This window comes from Hufsiella arboris (assembly GCF_009834875.1).
GTDB classification, from domain to species: Bacteria; Bacteroidota; Bacteroidia; order Sphingobacteriales; family Sphingobacteriaceae; genus Hufsiella_A; species Hufsiella_A arboris.
Genome location: NZ_WVHT01000007.1, coordinates 125621 through 143571 on the forward strand (window position 1 = coordinate 125621; position 17951 = coordinate 143571).

Here is a 17951-nt window from a genome sequence, read left to right on the forward strand (position 1 = left end):
CAATTAGCATTATTATTAAAGGCCCTGTGAAGGGCCTTTATCTGTTAATTCTTTTTATGCTTGCTTCTATATTTTGCTGGTGAGGTGCCCATAAGTTTTTTAAAGAGTCTCGAAAAATAATACGGATCATCGAAGCCCAGCCTGGCACAAATTTCCTTAATGCTTAAATCGCTGAAATATAAATATTGGCAGGACTTCTGAATTTTCAGAAGGCTGAAATATTGATTGGGTGAACTACCAGTTTTTGCACGGAAAAGCCTGGAATAGTGCGATACAGACAAATGCTGACTTGAAGCGAAATGATCAACAGAAAATCGGCTGTCAAGATTTTTTTTCATAAATACGATCGATTTCTTAATCAGATCGTCGTCTTGAATTGTCGGATTAATTTCCTTGAAATAAATGAATGAGCTGATGAAATCCAACAGTTTAATATTGGCGATTTCGACGTTTCGCAAATCAAAGCTGTTTTCGAGCAATTCAAAAATGGCGTCGAATGCTTCGATACGTTTTTCTTCATAAGGAAGCGCCATAAAAGAGTTTCCCGTCTCAATATACCGCTGATAAAGAGAGTCGGCCAGCTCCCCGGTAAAATGCAACCAGTAAATTGACCAAGGATCTTCTTTGGAGGATTTGTAATGGTGATAAGAGTTTTTAGGTAAAATATAAAAAGTATTCGGTGTAAGAGTGTAAATCGCGTCCCGGATTTTTATTGACCCTGAGCCATTTGTACAATACAATAAAATATATTCACTGCATCCGGCTTTGCGTTCCCTATCATGATAACTCGCATGCGGATAATATCCTATCGCCGTGAGATGAAAATTTTTAATAAGATCATTTTTTAAAATTCCTTTCTTTATATCCGGAGGTAAAACGATCATTTTCTGGCCAACGAATCCTTCTTTAAGCTTTTTATCGGTTGTCGCTATATTGTTCATAATTTTTCCTGGCTTAGAAATTAATGCTTCTGATAAAAGTTTTTGCCATATAAACGTGTTCAAATTGAGCCATGCCGGAGCTGTAAATACCTGGCATCTGCTTCAAATAATTAAAATCATTCATCGGAATTCAAGGTACATAAAAAGTAAAATTATCCATCTTTTACACTTCATAATCCATTTGCCACAGCTAGGACAGCGATTATTTTTAGAAAACCAATTACACCTGTTAATGACTGTTTACGTAACTGATTTTACGATATTTTTTTTCGGAAACAAACCGAAATTGTTTGCGCTTATGCTGATCCAACTGTTATTTGTTCATAGCAGTTTTGCACAGGTTAGAGAATTTAAACTGGATATCAGCAAAGTTCAACCGATAGCGCCGAACGAACTTACCGAACTGAGCGGTTCAGATCCGTCTGGCAATAAACTATCGGCTAACAGTTATTACATCAGTAAAAATTTAGTTCCTTTTATTCCGGTAACTGCAGAATTTCACTTTTCACGATATCCCGAACAGTATTGGGATGAGTCGATCAAGAAGATAAAAGCTGGCGGTGTCAATACAATCGCGACCTATATTTTCTGGAATATCCACGAAGAAAAGGAAGCAGTTTTTGACTGGACCGGAAATAGGAATCTTCGAAAATTTATAAAGCTCTGTGCCGAAAATTCCATGATGGTTATGATACGAATTGGTCCATTCGACCATGGAGAGATCAGAAACGGTGGATTGCCGGATTGGCTACTTTCGAAGCCTCTTACAGTGAGAGATAATGATCCCGAATATCTGCATTATGTAGAATTGCTGTACAATCAGATAGCCGGGCAGCTTAGAGGTCTTTATTTTAAGGACGGCGGCCCGATCATCGGAACGCAGATTGAGAATGAATATCAGCATTCGGCATCGCCGTGGGGACTTACATATCCCGGCCAGCCTTATGATTTTACTGTAGCCGACCGCGACCGCTCTTCTGCAAAGGAGGGCGTAAGTGTGGCAAGCGCGGATAATCCTTATGCTAATCTGGGCGACAATCATATGAAGGTGCTTAAAGCCCTGGCTCAGAAAGCAGGGATAACAACGCCGTTTTATACCGCTACCGGCTGGGGCTATGCTGCTATCATTGAAAATGAAACGCTTCCGGTAACAGCTGCGTATGCTTATCCTACATGGACGACAAAAAATGAATTGTCGCCATTCTACCTTTTTACCGAACTGCACAAAAAGCCTGATTATTCGCCTGTCAGGTATGATCCTTTACGTTATCCGGCATTTTCAGCGGAACTTGGTTCTGGAATTATGTCTACTTACTCCCGGCGGCCGATTGTGCCAGCGGAAAGCGTCGATGCACTGATCAACCGTACGCTTGGAAGCGGTGCAAATGGCATCGGTTACTACATGTTTCACGGCGGTTCCACGCCGATTGCAAATCAGTACTTTTTTAATGATGAAGCTTACGGTTATCCTAAAATATCCTACGATTTTCAGGCACCTATTGGCGAGTACGGACAAATAAATCCTTCCTTTAACCGGCTTAAGCTGCTCCATTTCTTTATCAATGACTTTGGCGATGTGCTGGCAAAGCAAATCACGGTATTGCCAAAAAATGCTGCAGGAATAAATCCTGAAAGCACCGATCTTCGCTATGCGGCCAGAACGGACGGTAAATCTGGATTCTTATTTATAAACAACTTTCAGGATCATTTTAAAACGCCGGATCAAACCAATCTGCGGATAACAATTGAAGCTGATAAGGAAACAATCTCTATTCCTCAGTCGGGTAGCTTTTCTTTAAAATCAGGCGAAAATATCATTATGCCATTTAATCTGGATATTAATGGGAACCGCCTTGTTTACTCCACCGCGCAATTGCTAACAAAGTCGGATAAGTCAGACAGACCTTTTTACATATTCTTTTATCCGGAGGGAACGAATGCGGAGCTAAGCTTCGCAAATAAAGATACCCGGATCCGCAATCTGAAAAACGCAAGTGTTCTACAGTATAGCGAACGACAAATCATCAAATGCTCGCCTGGAAGTGTCGCGGAGTTTACAATCAGTTCGTCCGGGAAGAAAGAAACCAACGTTCTTGTAATTCCTAAAAAACTGGCGTTGAAGGCACAGCAAGTCTTAATTTCAGGAATTAAACACCTCGTGTTTTCGGATGCACTGTTACTAAATGACAATGAAGGTTTTCAATTATTGTCAACAGGAAATGCTACAGGAAAACTAGAAGTTTATCCGAAAATTACCAGGACGCCAACCACCGATGTTGGCACAATCAAAAAAATTAGCGGAAACACTTCTTTTACAGGTTTTGCGTTTGGTTTGCCCGCAGTTAAGCTAAGTCCAGACTTTAAAACGGTAGGGCAGCGAAAGCTATTTGTCAATTTGCCCACAAAATTGCCTGCAGGATTAAACGATGTTTTTTTAACGATTAACTATACAGGAGATACCGGCATGTCTTTTCTCAATGGAGAGCTTGTTGCTGATGATTTTTACAAGGGAGTTCCCTGGCAAATAGGTCTCAAGCGATTTATAAGTCCCGGACATCCGCAAATGGCTTTTTATTTCAGGCCGATTTTTAAAGATGCACCATATCTGATGGACTTACCTGACGCGGTTAACAAGCAGGTATCAAATGAAAAGCCGTTACTGAAGATAAACTCAGTGAGTTTTATTCCGGAATATAAAACCAACCTAAAATTTTAATGAATCATTCAATACACATTCCAGTTACGGATCAGGCCGGTATGAAGTATAATCACGGCTATATTTTGGGAATATCCTTCGTGTCGGCACTCGGGGGTTATCTATTCGGTTTTGACTTCGCTGTTATATCGGGCGCGCTGCCATTTTTACGTAACACCTTTGGTTTGACATCCTGGTGGGAAGGATTTTTAACGGGCAGTTTAGCTTTGGGATGCATCGCGGGCTGCCTGGTTGCCGGAAAAATATCGGACAAGTATGGACGAAAGCCAGGATTAATCATGGCAGCAGGAATTTTTGCATTGTCATCGCTTGGCATGGCTTTCTCCGGAAACCTGCTTATTTTCATTGTGATGCGATTTTCGGCTGGAATCGGTGTCGGAATGGCCTCTATGCTCAGTCCTTTATACATTGCGGAAGTGTCTCCTGCAAGTGTAAGAGGACGTAACGTTGCTATTAATCAATTAACTATTGTTATTGGAATACTTATAACCAACCTTATTAATTACTTCATTGCGGATCAGGGCGGTGATGTCTGGCGGTGGATGTTTGGCCTGGGAGTAGTGCCGTCTTTATTATTTCTGATCGGCGTTATTTTTCTGCCGGAAAGTCCCCGATGGTTGATTAAAGATGGACAAAATTCAAAAGCTGAGGCTATCCTCAAAAAGATTGGGTCCAAACCGTATGCAGATCAGGTGATGACAGATGTTAAGTCGTCATTATCTGCCGGTCCCATAAAAGTATCCTACCGTGACGTGTTCGCAAAAAAAGTCAGGCCCGCGCTTATTATTGGTATTGTGCTTGCCGTCTTTCAGCAACTGTGTGGAATAAATGTCGTCTTTAATTATACCTCTACGATATTTCAGGCGGTCGGCGCCGATTTGAACAGGCAGCTTTTTGAAACGGTAGCAATTGGAATTGTTAATTTATTATTCACGCTGCTGGCGATGTGGCAGGTCGATAAATTGGGCCGTAAGCCTTTAATGTTAGCCGGCTCCTTCGGCTTAATGCTGGTTTATGTTGTGCTGGCCCTCTTGCTGCAGGAAAAAGCAGCTGCGCTTTGGGTATCGATATTTGTGCTGGCCGCCATCGGACTGTACGCCACCTCACTAGCGCCTGTCACCTGGGTGGTGATCTCCGAAATTTTTCCTAACCAGATAAGAGGAGCCGCTTCATCGGTAGCCATCGTCTGCTTGTGGCTGGCTTATTTCATCCTGGTTTTTACATTCCCGGTGCTTGCGGAATACCTGGGAACTTATGGCCCTTTTTATTTGTACTCGGCGATTTGCCTGTTTGGTTTTGTATTTATCATGGTTAAAGTGAAAGAGACGAAAGGCCAAACCCTCGAACAATTGGAACAAACTTTTAACGAACAATAAAAACCTCTGAAGATATGAGTGTAAAGATCTGGCAGGAGACTGTAACCATACCAACGTATCCGGTTGGGGCGCCGGAAAAAAATCCTATGTTTTTTGAAAAAAGGGTGTACCAGGGAAGCAGTGGGGTTGTCTACCCAAATCCGGTAATCGAAAAAGTAGAAGATACCAAAGTAGATAAGGATTACCTGGGTTTGTTTCTCGAAAATAAGTATCTTAAAATTTTGATCCTGCCTGAGATTGGCGGTCGTGTTCAAATGGCTTATGATAAAATTGCCAACCGCCACTTTATCTATTATAACCAGGTAATAAAGCCGGCCCTGGTCGGTTTGTGCGGTCCCTGGATTTCAGGTGGGATAGAATTTAACTGGCCTCAACATCATCGCCCCAGTACTTTTGAGCCAGTAGATTTCAAACTAGAAGAAAACGCCGACGGCAGTAAAACAATATTGATCAGTGAAGTGGAAAAGATGTTCCACACCAAAGGAATGGCAGCTTTTACCTTGTATCCCGACAAGGCATATCTTGAAATAAAAGGCAAGTTGTATAATAGGACGAATATTCCTCAAACATTTTTATGGTGGGCGAATCCTGCGGTAAGTGTGGATGAGCATTATCAGTCGGTATTTCCTCCCGATGTGCATGCTGTTTTTGATCACGGCAAGCGCGATGTTTCAAGTTTCCCGATTGCTACCGGCACATATTATAAAATTGACTATTCACCGGGAACTGATATTTCGAGGTATCAAAATATACCGGTTCCAACTTCGTACATGGCTGTCGATTCGAAATACAACTTTATCGGCGGTTATGAGCATGATACTAAAGCCGGATTGTTGCATGTTGCCGATCATCATGTTTCTCCCGGTAAAAAGCAATGGACCTGGGGAAACGGCGATTTCGGTTTCGCCTGGGACAGAAATTTAACCGATGAGGATGGGCCGTACATCGAATTAATGACCGGTATGTACACTGATAATCAGCCCGATTTCAGCTGGCTGATGCCGTTCGAGGAAAAATCTTTCGCCGAATATTTTCTGCCCTACCGGGAATTAGGTTTAGTTAAAAATGCGTCAAAGGACTTATTGTTGAACCTCGAAAGGCGAGGAGACAAAATAATCCTAAAAATACAGGCTACATCCGATCTCGAGGTAAGCATCGCGTTACGTCACGGTTCAGAGGTGTTGTTTGAAGAGCAAGCTAAGCTGAATCCGGAATCCATATTCAGCAAGGAATTCAGTTTTCCGCTTGAGGAAACAAAAGATTTGTTGGCGGTAACGATTAATAACTTGTCAGGATTTCCATTGCTGGAGTTTAAGGAAAAAGAACCCACCGAAACGGAAATTCCCGAGCCGGCAAAACCTGCGCTCCGTCCCGAGCTGGTTGAAAACAATGAGCAACTTTTTTTAACCGGGCAGCACCTGGAACAATACCGGCACGCTACTTATAGTCCGGTACCTTATTATGAGGAGGCTTTGCGCCGCGATCCGCAGGATATTCGTGTTAATAATGCTTTAGGATTATGGTTGTTGAGAAGGGGACAGTTTGAAAAAAGCGAAAAGTATTTTCGGACCGCAATCAAAACTGCTACCTCAAGAAATCCAAATCCATACGATTCGGAAGCATATTATAATTTGGGGTTATCGCTGAAATGCCAGGGAAAACTTGCCGAAGCTCATGATCAGTTTCATAAGGCAGCCTGGAGCGCGGCATGGCAGGACTCCGCATATTTTTATGTTACACAGTATGATATCTTGCAAAAAGATTATGCAGCCGCTCTAGAGCATATTGATTGGTCTCTCGATAGAAACGCGCGTAACGGTAAAGCCTGGATGCTTAAGGTTCATATACTTCGAAAGCTTAACAGGATTAATGAAGCGCTTGAAACTGCAAACCAGGGGCTGAAAAGAGATGAGTTTAACTTGAGCGTATTGTTTGAACTGTCTCGCTGCCACCGGGATTGTGACTCACCTGAAGCTTCTGAATATTTACTTAATGAACTGAAAGCTTTAAGTAGAAGCAATGCGAATACGCTGGTTGATTTTGCAATCGAATATATAAACATCGGGCTTTATTCGAACGCCATTGAACTAATGGAATGTGCATCAGTTTCAGAGCTCAGTACGCCGCTGATTCAATATTACCTTGCTTATTGCTGGTTTCATTCTGGTTGCCCGGAAAAATGTTCAGAAATTCTTAAAGTCGCCGAAAAAGCTGATCCTTCTTTTTGTTTTCCGAACAGACTGGAAGATATCGGTGTGTTACAATTTGTTATCGCTCAGAACCCTGGTGACTATAAAGCACTTTACTATCTTGGAAATTTATGGTATGACAAAAGGCAGTACCCTGAAGCGCTCGAAGCCTGGAATAAATCCGCTGGTTTAAACAATTCTTTCGCGACGGTGCTGCGAAATCTTGCGATAGCCGCTTTTAATAAGGAGGCAGACGCCGCAAAATCATTGGAGTATTTCGAGCGCGCTTATAATTCAGATCAGAACGATGCAAGAGTGCTGATGGAACTTGATCAGCTATATAAGAAATTGAATAGGTCGCCTGCGGAACGGCTTACTAAATTAAAAGATGTAAAGGGTGTAGCATGGACTCGCGACGACATTTATTTAGAAATGATCGCTCTGGAAAACTTCCTGGGCAACTACCAGGCTGCGTTAACAATGATACAAAATCGTACGTTTCATCCCTGGGAAGGAGGAGAGGGGAAAGTATCAGGACAATACGTTTTTAGTTTAGTTGAACTGGCAAAAATTGATATTAAGAACAAGCAATATCATGATGCAATTCAAAAGCTGGAGCAGGCTCAGCAGTATCCTCATAATCTTGGTGAGGGCAAAATCGCCGGAGCTCAGGAAAACGATATTTTTTATTGGTCGGGCGCCGCGTTTTTCTCTTTAAAAGAATCTGGAAAAGCAATTGAATATTGGGAAAAGGCTTCAAAGGGGTCGGCAAATTTCGGAGCCGCTATATTCTATAATGATCAGCAGCCTGATAAAATCTTTTACCAGGGACTTGCCTTCAGGCAACTTAAACAGGAGGATAAAGCCCGGGGAATTTTTGAAAGCATGATCAATCATGGAAAAAACCACCAGTCTGATGAAATTGAAATAGACTATTTCGCTGTTTCTTTGCCTGATTTGTTAATCTTCGAAGACGATTTAAACAAGCGAAACTTTATTCATTGCCAGTATTTATGCGGATTAGGATATTTAGGGCTGGAAGATTTTGATTACGCGGCATCTTTTTTTAATTCCGCTTTGAAATTGGATGCGATGCATTTCGGTGCCCGCACTCACCTGGCGTTAATTGAAGTATTTAATGATGCCAAAAAACTTCACAGTTGATCCAATCGTGTTGGTTTTATCTTGAACAAGTTTCTTCCATGGAATTTGGATACCAGTGTACATTGAAAGGCGGACCGGAATATGCTGTCGGACATTTTGGTTCGCAGTTATTCCGATCGCCCGCCGGCGAACCGCTCATTGGCCAGCCATCGTAACCTGCGTAAGCCCAGGCAAGTGAAGCTTGAAAGTTCGAAGAAGGTGTCGCCACGCCCGAGACACCTGAACCTTTATACATATCAATAAAGGATTTCATCGCCACCCGGTTATAATCGTCCGAGACTTTGTCATGACATAATTTGAACATCAATCCATAAATAACATAATTCGACGAACCGGCATGGTGGCAATCCGTGTCGATCTGGACGGATTCACCACAAGTTGGCTTAGCACCTTTGGTTGCACAGGGCGGCCGGTATTGCTCGTTGATCCATGCATTATTATGCAATTCGACAATGTCCCACGAACAATCGCCAACCCCGAAGCTTACCAATGCATCACAGGCTTCTTCCTGTTGATCGGCATTCCAACCAAGGAACATTGTTTTTGCTTTATCAACTGCTCCTGCCACTTGCGACGTGACGTCGGGGCCGCAAAGGAACTCGGGAACATCAACCTCAATAAGTTCGCTTTCCGATTCGTCAATATCGAGGGTACTTTGCACCTGTTCAATCATGACGGCTCGGTTAACCGTCCGGTCGGCGGGGATATGATTTGGAACCAGACAGTCAGTAATTGCAGCAGCCTCAATGCTAGCTACATTGGCTTTTGCTTTGGCGGGCAGGATTTTATAGATAGCTTCGGCACGAGCTTTCCGAATAGCCATGTTTGATTTTTCTGTACCATCGCAGTCTGAAAGGCCCCAGATATTCCAAATCGTACCAGGTTTTGCCATGAGCTTCATAGCGTTTTGCCAGTAGATCAGATCTTTAAGATTTTTTTTGATATCGCTGTGGCCGATTTCAAAATTTACTACGTAAAAATTCGTAGGATCACTTAAAAATGCCATTGGTCCCTTTTTTGAATTCTCTTCCTCGCCCTTTTCCCTGGCAGGACATTTTTCTCCTGACAAAGAAGGCTGATCACAGGCGACAAATCGTTTTAACTTGTTTTCATAATCCTGCTGAAGGGTATGTGTCAGTTCATGGGCTAACAATTTTTTACCGGAAATACTGTGCTCATCAAAACGTCCCTGGTTAAAATAGATATCGTTCCCCGTGGTGAATGCGTGTGCATTTATTTCCTTGCTCATTTCTGCCGCCTGATGACCGTTGTGTATTCTTATATCAGAAAAATCACTGTTGAACCGGCTTTCCATAAAATTTTTTGAACTTTCGGGCAGCGGACTGCCGCTGCCTTGGCTGGCAGTTAGAGAAGACATAAAAGAACTTGAAAGTTCCACCGGCGATGCGGAGCTCTGTGCATTGCGGCTAAGGATATGTTCATTCAGATCGTCATTCGCTGAACAAGTACATTTTCTGTAAATGACATTCGGTGGTGCCGGGGGTGAATCTGTTGGTTGAGACACCTTATTTATTGACTGGATAGTTAACGACGCCAAAGGATTTAAAGAAATATCAGGACGCACATCAACATTAATTTGCCCCAAACTCGCAGCTGGCATAACGGCAGGACTTGTCCCGGGCGAGAAGTTGGATGGTTCTGCGAAGGCCATAGTTCGTTTAAAGGAAAATCAAGTCAACCGGGCGCAACGGTGCCTGTTCAAAATCGGAGATACCGTGTAGCGTTGTTCCAAAGCTAGTGTCGATTTGATGAATCAGCAATAGTTAGTTATAGCTATTTTGAAGAAACCGGAGCCGACGCGACCCGGCCAGCTGTTTTGAACAGGCAATATGACGTAATCACTCTTTACTAGCGGGTGTGAGAGAATTAATCGAAACAAAAAGCCCTGATACGGACATGTATCAGGGCTTTGTACTCGGGGCGGGAATCGAACCCGCACTCCTTTAACGGGAACAGGATTTTAAGTCCTGCGTGTCTACCAGTTCCACCACCCGAGCAGGCGATTAACCTTTTAACATTAAATCCCTTCCTTTTCGGGAAGGGATTTGAGCGAAAGACGAGATTCGAACTCGCGACCCCGACCTTGGCAAGGTCGTGCTCTACCAACTGAGCTACTTTCGCAATTCGCTTGAACTATTTGTCCCTTGCGTTTTGGTGAGTGCAAATATAGGCAGAAAAGCAATCCTGTCAAGAAATTTTTTACTTTTTTTGATAAAAGATCATAACTCTTTGTCTCTCAGTATTTCAAAAATCAAATCTCTTTCATAGCCTTTAGCAGTGGCGTACTGCGAGAGCTTGTATCGATTTTGTATTGGATTTTTAGCGACAGTTTGTAAGGTTTTTTTGTCCAGCAGGGTTGCTAAGGTTTGATAATAATCATCATCATCTATTTGTTTCAATGCCTTTTGGATCAATTTTTCCGGAACGCCTTTTAATTTTAATCCTTGCCTGATCTTAATTTTTCCCCATTGCTTCATTCTGAATTTTCCCAGTGCATACGCTTTAGCGAAACGCTCTTCGTTCAAAAAGTTCTGTTGTATCAAATCCGAAATGATCGTCTCTAAATCTTCTCCATAAATGCCCAGATCTATGAGTTTGTAACGCACTTCCTTTTGTGAACGCTCCTGGTAAGCGCAGTAACTTTCAATCTTTGAAACGGCTTCGTTTTTTGTTATAACTTTTTTAGGTGATTCCATGTTATAGCCATGAAAATCGTAAAAATTAAATGAACTTAGCAAGCTGATGAGCCATAAACTTTATACAATCCAGGAAATACAAGCGATCATTCATGCCGATGGTGTTATCAATCACCCGGAAACCTCAATCCGTACACTTTCGATTGATAGCCGCAAACTAACTGATATGGAACATGCGCTTTTCTTCGCATTAAAAGGCCGGAGAAACAGCCATGATTTTATAACCGACATCTACGAAAGCGGGATAAGGAGTTTCGTGATTTATGATAAGGAATTTAATGTTTCAGCATTTCCTGACGCTAATTTTTTAATTGTTGATGATACCTTGAAGGCGCTTCAATTACTTGCAGCTTATCATCGCAGCTTGTTTACTTATCCTGTAATCGCTATCACGGGGAGCAACGGGAAAACTATTGTTAAAGAATGGCTTTACCAGCTTTTATCGCCTGAGTTCACCGTTATTCGCAGTCCGAAAAGTTACAATTCGCAAATTGGTGTGCCGCTTTCGGTTTGGCAAATGACTGATGAGCACACACTCGCAATTATCGAAACCGGCATATCAAAAGCAGGGGAGATGGAGGCGCTTGAAAAGATCGTTAAGCCAACTATCGGTATTTTAACGAATATCGGGGAAGCGCATAATGAAGGCTTTTCATCAACCGAAGAAAAGATCGAAGAGAAGTTAAAGCTATTTGAAAATTGTGGCTTGTTTATTTACTCACCGTTTTATTTACGCGGATATACAGGCACTATTCCCGGAAGAACACAGTTCACCTGGTGCCATCATGCCAAGGCGGACCTTGATGTTTGGGGCGATGAAATCCTGGAAAACAAATACCAGTTTCTGCGTGGCGAATTTAAAGGCGGTGAAGTTCAATGTATTATACCTTTTACCGATCACGCTTCGGTTGAAAATGCCATTTGCTGTTGGGCGACGATGCTGGCGATGGATTATAATCCCGAAATATCCGATAAAAGACTGGAGAAATTGCTTCCTGTAAGGATGCGTCTGGAAATGAAAACTGGCAATAATAATTGTTCTGTAATCGATGATTCATACAGCCTGGATATTTCTTCTCTAACCATTGCGCTAGACTTTTTAAGGCAGCAAAATCAACACGTAAAACGAACCTTGATCCTTTCTGATATACCTGAAAGCGGCGTTGATCCTGCAAATTTATATGAACAGGTTGCCCGGCTCCTGGAAAATAAAGATCTCGACAAATTAATTGGAGTGGGGCCGATGATTAGCAGTAATAGCGACTTATTTAAGATAGAATCACGTTTTTTTGATTCTACGGAAGATTTACTGCAGCACTTGAATGAATTGCCGTTTTTTAATGAAACGATATTATTAAAAGGAGCGAGAGCTTTTGGTTTCGAAAAAATAAGCCGTGCGTTAACTCAAAAGGTACATGAAACGGTTTTAGAGATCAATCTTAACGCCCTCGAAAACAACCTCAATTTCTATAAATCATTATTGAATCCTGGCGTGAAGGTGATGGCAATGGTTAAAGCTTTCTCTTACGGTAGTGGCAGCTTCGAAATTGCAAATCTTCTACAGTTTAATAAAATCGATTATCTCGCGGTAGCTTTTGCCGATGAAGGCGTGACACTTAGAAAAGCTGGCATCAATTTGCCTATTATGGTGATGAATGCCGACGAATTAGCTTTCGAAACAATCATTCAGCATAAGCTCGAACCTGAAATATACAATTTCCGGGTACTCGAAAACTTTATCGATATTCTTAACCAGAAAAATATTGAGCAGTATCCTGTTCATATTAAGATAGACACCGGCATGCACAGGCTGGGTTTTATGGATAACGAAGTTGACGCATTACTTGACCTTATTCATAATACTGATGCGATAGAAGTAAAGAGTGCTTTCTCTCATTTGGTGGGCTCAGAAGATGTGTCCCTGGATGATTTTACAGATCAGCAGATCTCATCTTTTGCAACAATTACTGATAAAATTGAAAAATCACTAGGATATAAATTTATCCGGCATATCGCCAATACTTCCGGAATTAGTCGCTGGAAACAGGCCCAGTTCGATATGGTAAGGCTTGGAATCGGATTGTATGGAATTGACAATGCTTACCAGGAGCGTTCGCCACTCGAATCAGTGGCAGTTCTTAAAACTAGTGTATCGCAGCTCAAAAATTTAAAAGCAGGAGAGTCCGTTGGTTATAACCGAAAAGGAGTATTGTCTGATGACGGTACCATCGCGACCGTGAAAATCGGTTACGCAGACGGCTATGATCGCCGGCTTGGAAATGGTGTTGGGCAAATGTCGATCAATGGTAAAATCGTTCCAGTGATCGGGAATGTATGTATGGACATGTGTATGCTTAATGTAAGCGGGATCGATGTGAAAGAAGGGGATGAAGTGATCGTTTTCGGTAAGGATATCAAAATTGAAAAGGTGGCTGCTGATATCGGAACTATCGCCTACGAATTATTGACGGGGATTTCACAGCGGGTTAAGCGGGTTTACTTCTCAGAATAAGACCCGTTCTTCAGAAATTAGTGTAAAGAGCTTAATTCAATTAAATTTGCTGCATGAATAGGATCGTAAGGGCGTTGCTCAATTATTTCGTGAAAGGAGTATTAGTAGTGGTACCAATTGGCGCCGCAATATTTCTGATATTCTGGATCATGTCTTCAGTAGACGACGCCCTGAACCTCAGCGATGTACTATGGGTGAATCCCAAAACGGGTAGGCCAATTTATATTCCGGGATTAGGAATTTTAACGGTGCTCGTCATTATCATGATTGCGGGAATCGTGGTAACTAATTTTGTAACAGACCCGATAAAAAACTGGGTAGGCCGATGGTTCAACCGCTTGCCTCTGTTCAATTTTCTATATTCCTCAATTAAAGATTTGACGGAGGCCTTTGTTGGCGACGAGAAGAAATTTAATGAGCCAGTACTGGTTGAAGTAAACGAGACTGGTTTAAAGAAAATCGGATTTCTGACACAAAAGGATTTGACTTCCCTCGACCTGCCCGGAGAGGTAGCTGTTTATTTTCCTTATAGCTATTCGTTTGCCGGGCAACTTTGCGTGGTAAGTAAAGAGAAAATCCAACCGCTTAAAATGAATGGGCCCGACGCAATGAAATTTGTTGTAAGCGGCGGAGTCAGCGGCATCGGGCACCATCGTTAACGTTTTTCTCAGGTTCCGATCAGTTTGCTGTAGATCGAAAAGTTTTCTTCATCGTAACAAACAAAAATCACTTTGTGTATAGCATCACTGCCAGATAAAAAATCAGTAACAGTTTTTAACGCTATTTCGGCAGCTTCCTGTTTGGGGAAATGGTAGATGCCGGTACTGATATTTGGAAATGAAATGATTTTAATCCCTTTATTCGACGCGATCTCAAGCGAGTTTCGATAACAGCTTGCAAGGAGCTTGCCTTCGTTGTGCTTTTCGCCGTTCCATACCGGCCCGACGGTATGGATTACATAATCCGCCGGGAGTTTACCTGCTTTAGTTATAACTGCTTCACCAGTATTACACTTACCCTGCCTGGCAATTATATCCCTGCATTCGTCAAGTATTTGCGGCCCGCCAGCCCGGTGAATTGCTCCGTCCACGCCACCGCCGCCCATCAATGAAGTATTTGCTGCATTTACAATTGCATCGACGGCTATTTTAGTTATATCGCCCTGTATAACGCTTATCCTGTTTTTTAAATCCATAAAGGAATAACAAGTACTTCCGGATATAGATTTATCAAAAAACATATTGCCATTAAATGAGAAACGAGCATGGTTGGCAATAAGTATTAAACTAGGTTTGCTGTTATCCCAGGTAGAATTTGGCCTTTTTCATGGAAAACACCGGTATAAAGGGAAAAAGTACCGGCACATTTTTAATAAACGCCTGGTAATCCGGCTGATCTCCATACCGCTGGTTTTGTTTTATTTCAAGACGTTTTGTTGAACCGAGCATAATAAGCCAAATGCAGACGAGGCCTGCAAGTGCGATCGCCCAGTGCCACCAAAAAACCAGGAACGGAATAGCAATGATGAAATTTCCTGACCAAAACAGGATCTCACCGAAATAATTGGGATAACGAATAAAGCGGAAGAGGCCGCCCAGGTAAATTTTTTGTGGATTAGATTTTTTATATGCTGATTTCTGCCTGTCGGCAATACCTTCAATTGTAAATCCTGTGTATTGAATGATAATTCCAGCAATCATAACCACATGCTTCAGCGTTCGGTCAAAGTGTGAAAAATGTATAGATGTGAATATTGACGGCGAAATCATACACACGTATAAAACGCTTACCCCGACCCAGATAAGTAGCTTAACAGGAAATTTTACGGCGTTTGCTTTCGCGGCCAGATCTTCGATGCTATTATTGTAAGCGGTGTTCTGTTCTCTTTTTAACACAAAAAATCCAAGTCTCAAGCCCCACGCAAGTAGGGCGAGATTTTGAAACCAGTTATAAATCCGGAGCTCTGGAAGGTAAAAAATGCAAATTATCAGTGCCATTGCCATCACGCTGAATGCATATCCAACGCTTATAAACCAATAGGTTTTTCTGAATCCGGCAGCTGTAACCAATAAGGCCGCTACAAAACAATAAAAAAGCAGGTTTGTAGCGGCTATATTCATGATTAAAAGTTTGGCTTTAGTACATATTTGTTGTAGAAGCGGAAGATATGTTCCGCGGCTTCTTCCGCTGTATCAACCATCCTGAACAAGTTCATGTCGTCGGGGCTGATGTTTTTAGCTGCCAGCATATGTTCTTTTACCCAGTCTATTAAGCCGCCCCAATATTCGGATCCCACAAGAACAATTGGAAAGCGGGCGATTTTGCCGGTTTGAATAAGTGTGATAGCTTCAAACATCTCATCCAGTGTTCCGAATCCACCCGGCATAATGATATATCCCTGGGAGTATTTCATGAACATAACCTTACGAACGAAGAAATAATCGAACTCCAGGATCTTATCACGGTCGATGTATTTGTTGTGAAACTGTTCGAAAGGAAGTTCAATATTTAACCCAACCGATTTTCCACCGGCTTCATAAGCGCCTTTGTTGGCGGCTTCCATGATTCCAGGCCCTCCGCCAGATATAACACCATATCCGCGTTCTGTGAGCAGCCTCGCTATATCCTCCGTCAGTTTATAGTATTTGTTATCGTTCGATGTTCTTGCGGAGCCGAAAATAGATACACAGGGACCTATTTTTGCAAGTTTTTCAAAGCCGTCAACAAATTCGGCCATGATCTTAAATATCTGCCAGGAGTCAGTAACTTTTATTTCCTGCCAATCCTTATTTTCGAAAGCGTTTCTAATCTTATCGTCACTAGTCATATTCGAATTTACTCTAAAATTTTGTTTGCATGCTTGTTGGCTTACTTGTACTCAACAGCAGCAAATATGTTATCAATGCGTTTAAAATGATGAGCTCAAAGCTCATCGAATAGCCAAACCATTTTACAGAATGTGTATCAATGATATAGCAGAGTATCGGCGAAAGCACACAAAAATACGGAACAAGTTTATCCGTTACAGCCCGTTTGCTGATCATCCCGAAAGCAAATAAACCAAGCAAAGGCCCGTATGTGTATCCGGCGGCTTTAAAGATAGAATTTACAACTGAATCATCATTGATAACCCGGAAGATCAGGATTACAATCGTCATGAGCAGTGAAAAACCGATGTGTACCCAATGCCTTGTTGTAACCAATTTCGGATCATTTTGATTTTCTTTTTTATCAAAATGCAGAAAATCGACACAAAACGAGGTTGTCAATGCTGTTAACGCCGAATCGGTTGTGGCGAATGTGGCGGCAGTAAGGCCGAGCATAAAAATAATTCCCGGAAGAATATTCAGATGTCTCAGCGCAATCTCGGGGTAAAGATTGTCCGGCGTTCCCAATGACGCGACATCTATATTGTTTTGTGCGGCATATACATAAAGAAGAGCACCAACACTCAGAAAAAAGATGTTCATGATCACAAACACCGTGGTAAAGCTGAGCATGTTCTTTTGCGCTTCACCGATCGTTTTCATGCTCAGGTTTTTTTGCATCAAGTCCTGGTCCAGGCCAACCATTGCGATGGTAACAAACAGACCACCAAGAAACTGCTTGATAAAATGCTGCTTGTTTCCTGAAAAATCATCCCAGAAAAATATTTTTGAGTAGCTGCTGTTTTTTACCGCTTCTATTGTTCCGGCTATGTCGAGATTTAAGGATTTCGAAATAAAGTAAATAGACAAAACCACGGATAAAAGCAGGAATACGGTTTGCAACGTGTCGGTTATGATTATGGTTTTTAAACCTCCTTTTCGCGTGTAAAGCCAAATCAGAGTTAAGCAGATTACAATCGTCAGCCAAAAAGGAACGTTCCACGCGTCAAAAATAAATTTTTGTAATACGATGGCAACGAGATAAAGCCGGAAAGCCGATCCTATAGTGCGCGAGATAAGGAATATCACCGCGCCACTTTTGTAACTCCAGTAGCCTAAACGCTTTTCTAAATATGTGTAGATAGAAATTAACCGGATGCGATAATAAAGCGGCAGTAAAACGGTGGCTATGATGATGAAGCCAACGGCGTTGCCTAAAACAAACTGGAAATAGCCAAAACTGCTTTTTCCTACAGCACCCGGAACAGATATGAAGGTAACTCCTGAGAGAGCTGTGCCAATCATTCCAAAAGCAACCAGGTACCATTTGGAATTACGGTTAGCAATAAAAAAGGTTGAATTGTCTGATGATTTACGTGATGTTAGATAGGAAATGAAGATCAGAACTGCAAAATAGCTCAGTATAAAAGTTAATAGTATTGCCGGCGACATTCGTTAATCTGTATAAA

Annotated in this window: 12 protein-coding genes and 2 tRNA genes; 5 read left to right on the forward strand and 9 right to left on the reverse strand. The window is 42.0% G+C overall.

What is annotated here, in order from left to right:
* Nucleotides 1-44: 44 nt before the first annotated feature.
* On the reverse strand, nucleotides 45-941 hold the full coding sequence (locus GS399_RS15040; RefSeq protein ID WP_160845472.1) for an AraC family transcriptional regulator: 897 nt from the start codon (nucleotides 939-941) through the stop codon (nucleotides 45-47).
* A gap of 232 nt (nucleotides 942-1173) precedes the next feature.
* On the opposite strand from GS399_RS15040, the gene GS399_RS15045 reads away from it, so the two are divergent.
* From GS399_RS15045 to GS399_RS15055, 3 genes are read left to right on the forward strand one after another with little or no spacing between them, the layout of a single operon-like run.
* Nucleotides 1174-3657 (forward strand): beta-galactosidase, encoded by a 2484-nt coding sequence (locus tag GS399_RS15045; RefSeq protein ID WP_160845473.1) that lies wholly within the window; start codon nucleotides 1174-1176, stop codon nucleotides 3655-3657.
* The gene (locus GS399_RS15050; RefSeq protein WP_237487957.1) at nucleotides 3657-5033 is read left to right on the forward strand and encodes a sugar porter family MFS transporter; all 1377 of its coding nucleotides are present in this window, start codon (nucleotides 3657-3659) and stop codon (nucleotides 5031-5033) included. The genes GS399_RS15045 and GS399_RS15050 overlap by 1 nt, the downstream gene beginning before the upstream one ends.
* A 14-nt stretch (nucleotides 5034-5047) precedes the next feature.
* Nucleotides 5048-8386 carry a DUF5107 domain-containing protein gene (locus GS399_RS15055; protein ID WP_160845474.1) on the forward strand — a complete coding sequence of 1113 codons (3339 nt, stop codon included), beginning with the start codon at nucleotides 5048-5050 and terminating at the stop codon, nucleotides 8384-8386.
* A gap of 16 nt (nucleotides 8387-8402) precedes the next feature.
* Here GS399_RS15055 and GS399_RS15060 read toward each other — a convergent pair whose 3' ends face one another.
* The 4 genes from GS399_RS15060 to GS399_RS15075 form a co-directional block, all read right to left on the reverse strand.
* Complete coding sequence (locus tag GS399_RS15060; protein WP_160845475.1) at nucleotides 8403-10058, reverse strand: eCIS core domain-containing protein; 1656 nt, start codon at nucleotides 10056-10058, stop codon at nucleotides 8403-8405.
* Nucleotides 10059-10319: 261 nt separating this feature from the next.
* A tRNA-Leu gene (locus tag GS399_RS15065) sits at nucleotides 10320-10404 on the reverse strand.
* 51 nt (nucleotides 10405-10455) lie between these two features.
* Nucleotides 10456-10528 (reverse strand) — tRNA-Gly (locus GS399_RS15070).
* A gap of 98 nt (nucleotides 10529-10626) precedes the next feature.
* Nucleotides 10627-11103 (reverse strand): regulatory protein RecX, encoded by a 477-nt coding sequence (locus tag GS399_RS15075; RefSeq protein ID WP_160845476.1) that lies wholly within the window; start codon nucleotides 11101-11103, stop codon nucleotides 10627-10629.
* A gap of 46 nt (nucleotides 11104-11149) precedes the next feature.
* Between GS399_RS15075 and GS399_RS15080 the strand changes: the two genes are divergently transcribed.
* Together GS399_RS15080 and GS399_RS15085 are read left to right on the forward strand one after the other, a co-directional pair.
* Nucleotides 11150-13615, forward strand: coding sequence for a bifunctional UDP-N-acetylmuramoyl-tripeptide:D-alanyl-D-alanine ligase/alanine racemase (locus GS399_RS15080; RefSeq protein WP_160845477.1), 2466 nt, complete (start codon nucleotides 11150-11152; stop codon nucleotides 13613-13615).
* Between the two features lie 53 nt (nucleotides 13616-13668).
* Nucleotides 13669-14274, forward strand: coding sequence for a DUF502 domain-containing protein (locus GS399_RS15085; RefSeq protein WP_160845478.1), 606 nt, complete (start codon nucleotides 13669-13671; stop codon nucleotides 14272-14274).
* Between the two features lie 8 nt (nucleotides 14275-14282).
* Here GS399_RS15085 and GS399_RS15090 read toward each other — a convergent pair whose 3' ends face one another.
* The 4 genes from GS399_RS15090 to GS399_RS15105 all read right to left on the reverse strand — a co-directional run bounded on the left by GS399_RS15090 (nucleotide 14283) and on the right by GS399_RS15105 (nucleotide 17934).
* Nucleotides 14283-14810, reverse strand: a complete 528-nt coding sequence (locus GS399_RS15090; RefSeq protein WP_160845479.1) for an O-acetyl-ADP-ribose deacetylase — start codon at nucleotides 14808-14810, stop codon at nucleotides 14283-14285.
* A gap of 103 nt (nucleotides 14811-14913) precedes the next feature.
* Nucleotides 14914-15735: a DUF1295 domain-containing protein gene (locus GS399_RS15095; protein WP_160845480.1), complete on the reverse strand. Its 822-nt coding sequence runs from the start codon at nucleotides 15733-15735 to the stop codon at nucleotides 14914-14916.
* A 2-nt stretch (nucleotides 15736-15737) separates the two neighbouring features.
* On the reverse strand, nucleotides 15738-16442 hold the full coding sequence (locus GS399_RS15100; protein ID WP_160845481.1) for an LOG family protein: 705 nt from the start codon (nucleotides 16440-16442) through the stop codon (nucleotides 15738-15740).
* A 13-nt stretch (nucleotides 16443-16455) separates the two neighbouring features.
* Nucleotides 16456-17934, reverse strand: a complete 1479-nt coding sequence (locus GS399_RS15105; protein WP_160845482.1) for a sodium:solute symporter — start codon at nucleotides 17932-17934, stop codon at nucleotides 16456-16458.
* Nucleotides 17935-17951: the final 17 nt, after the last annotated feature.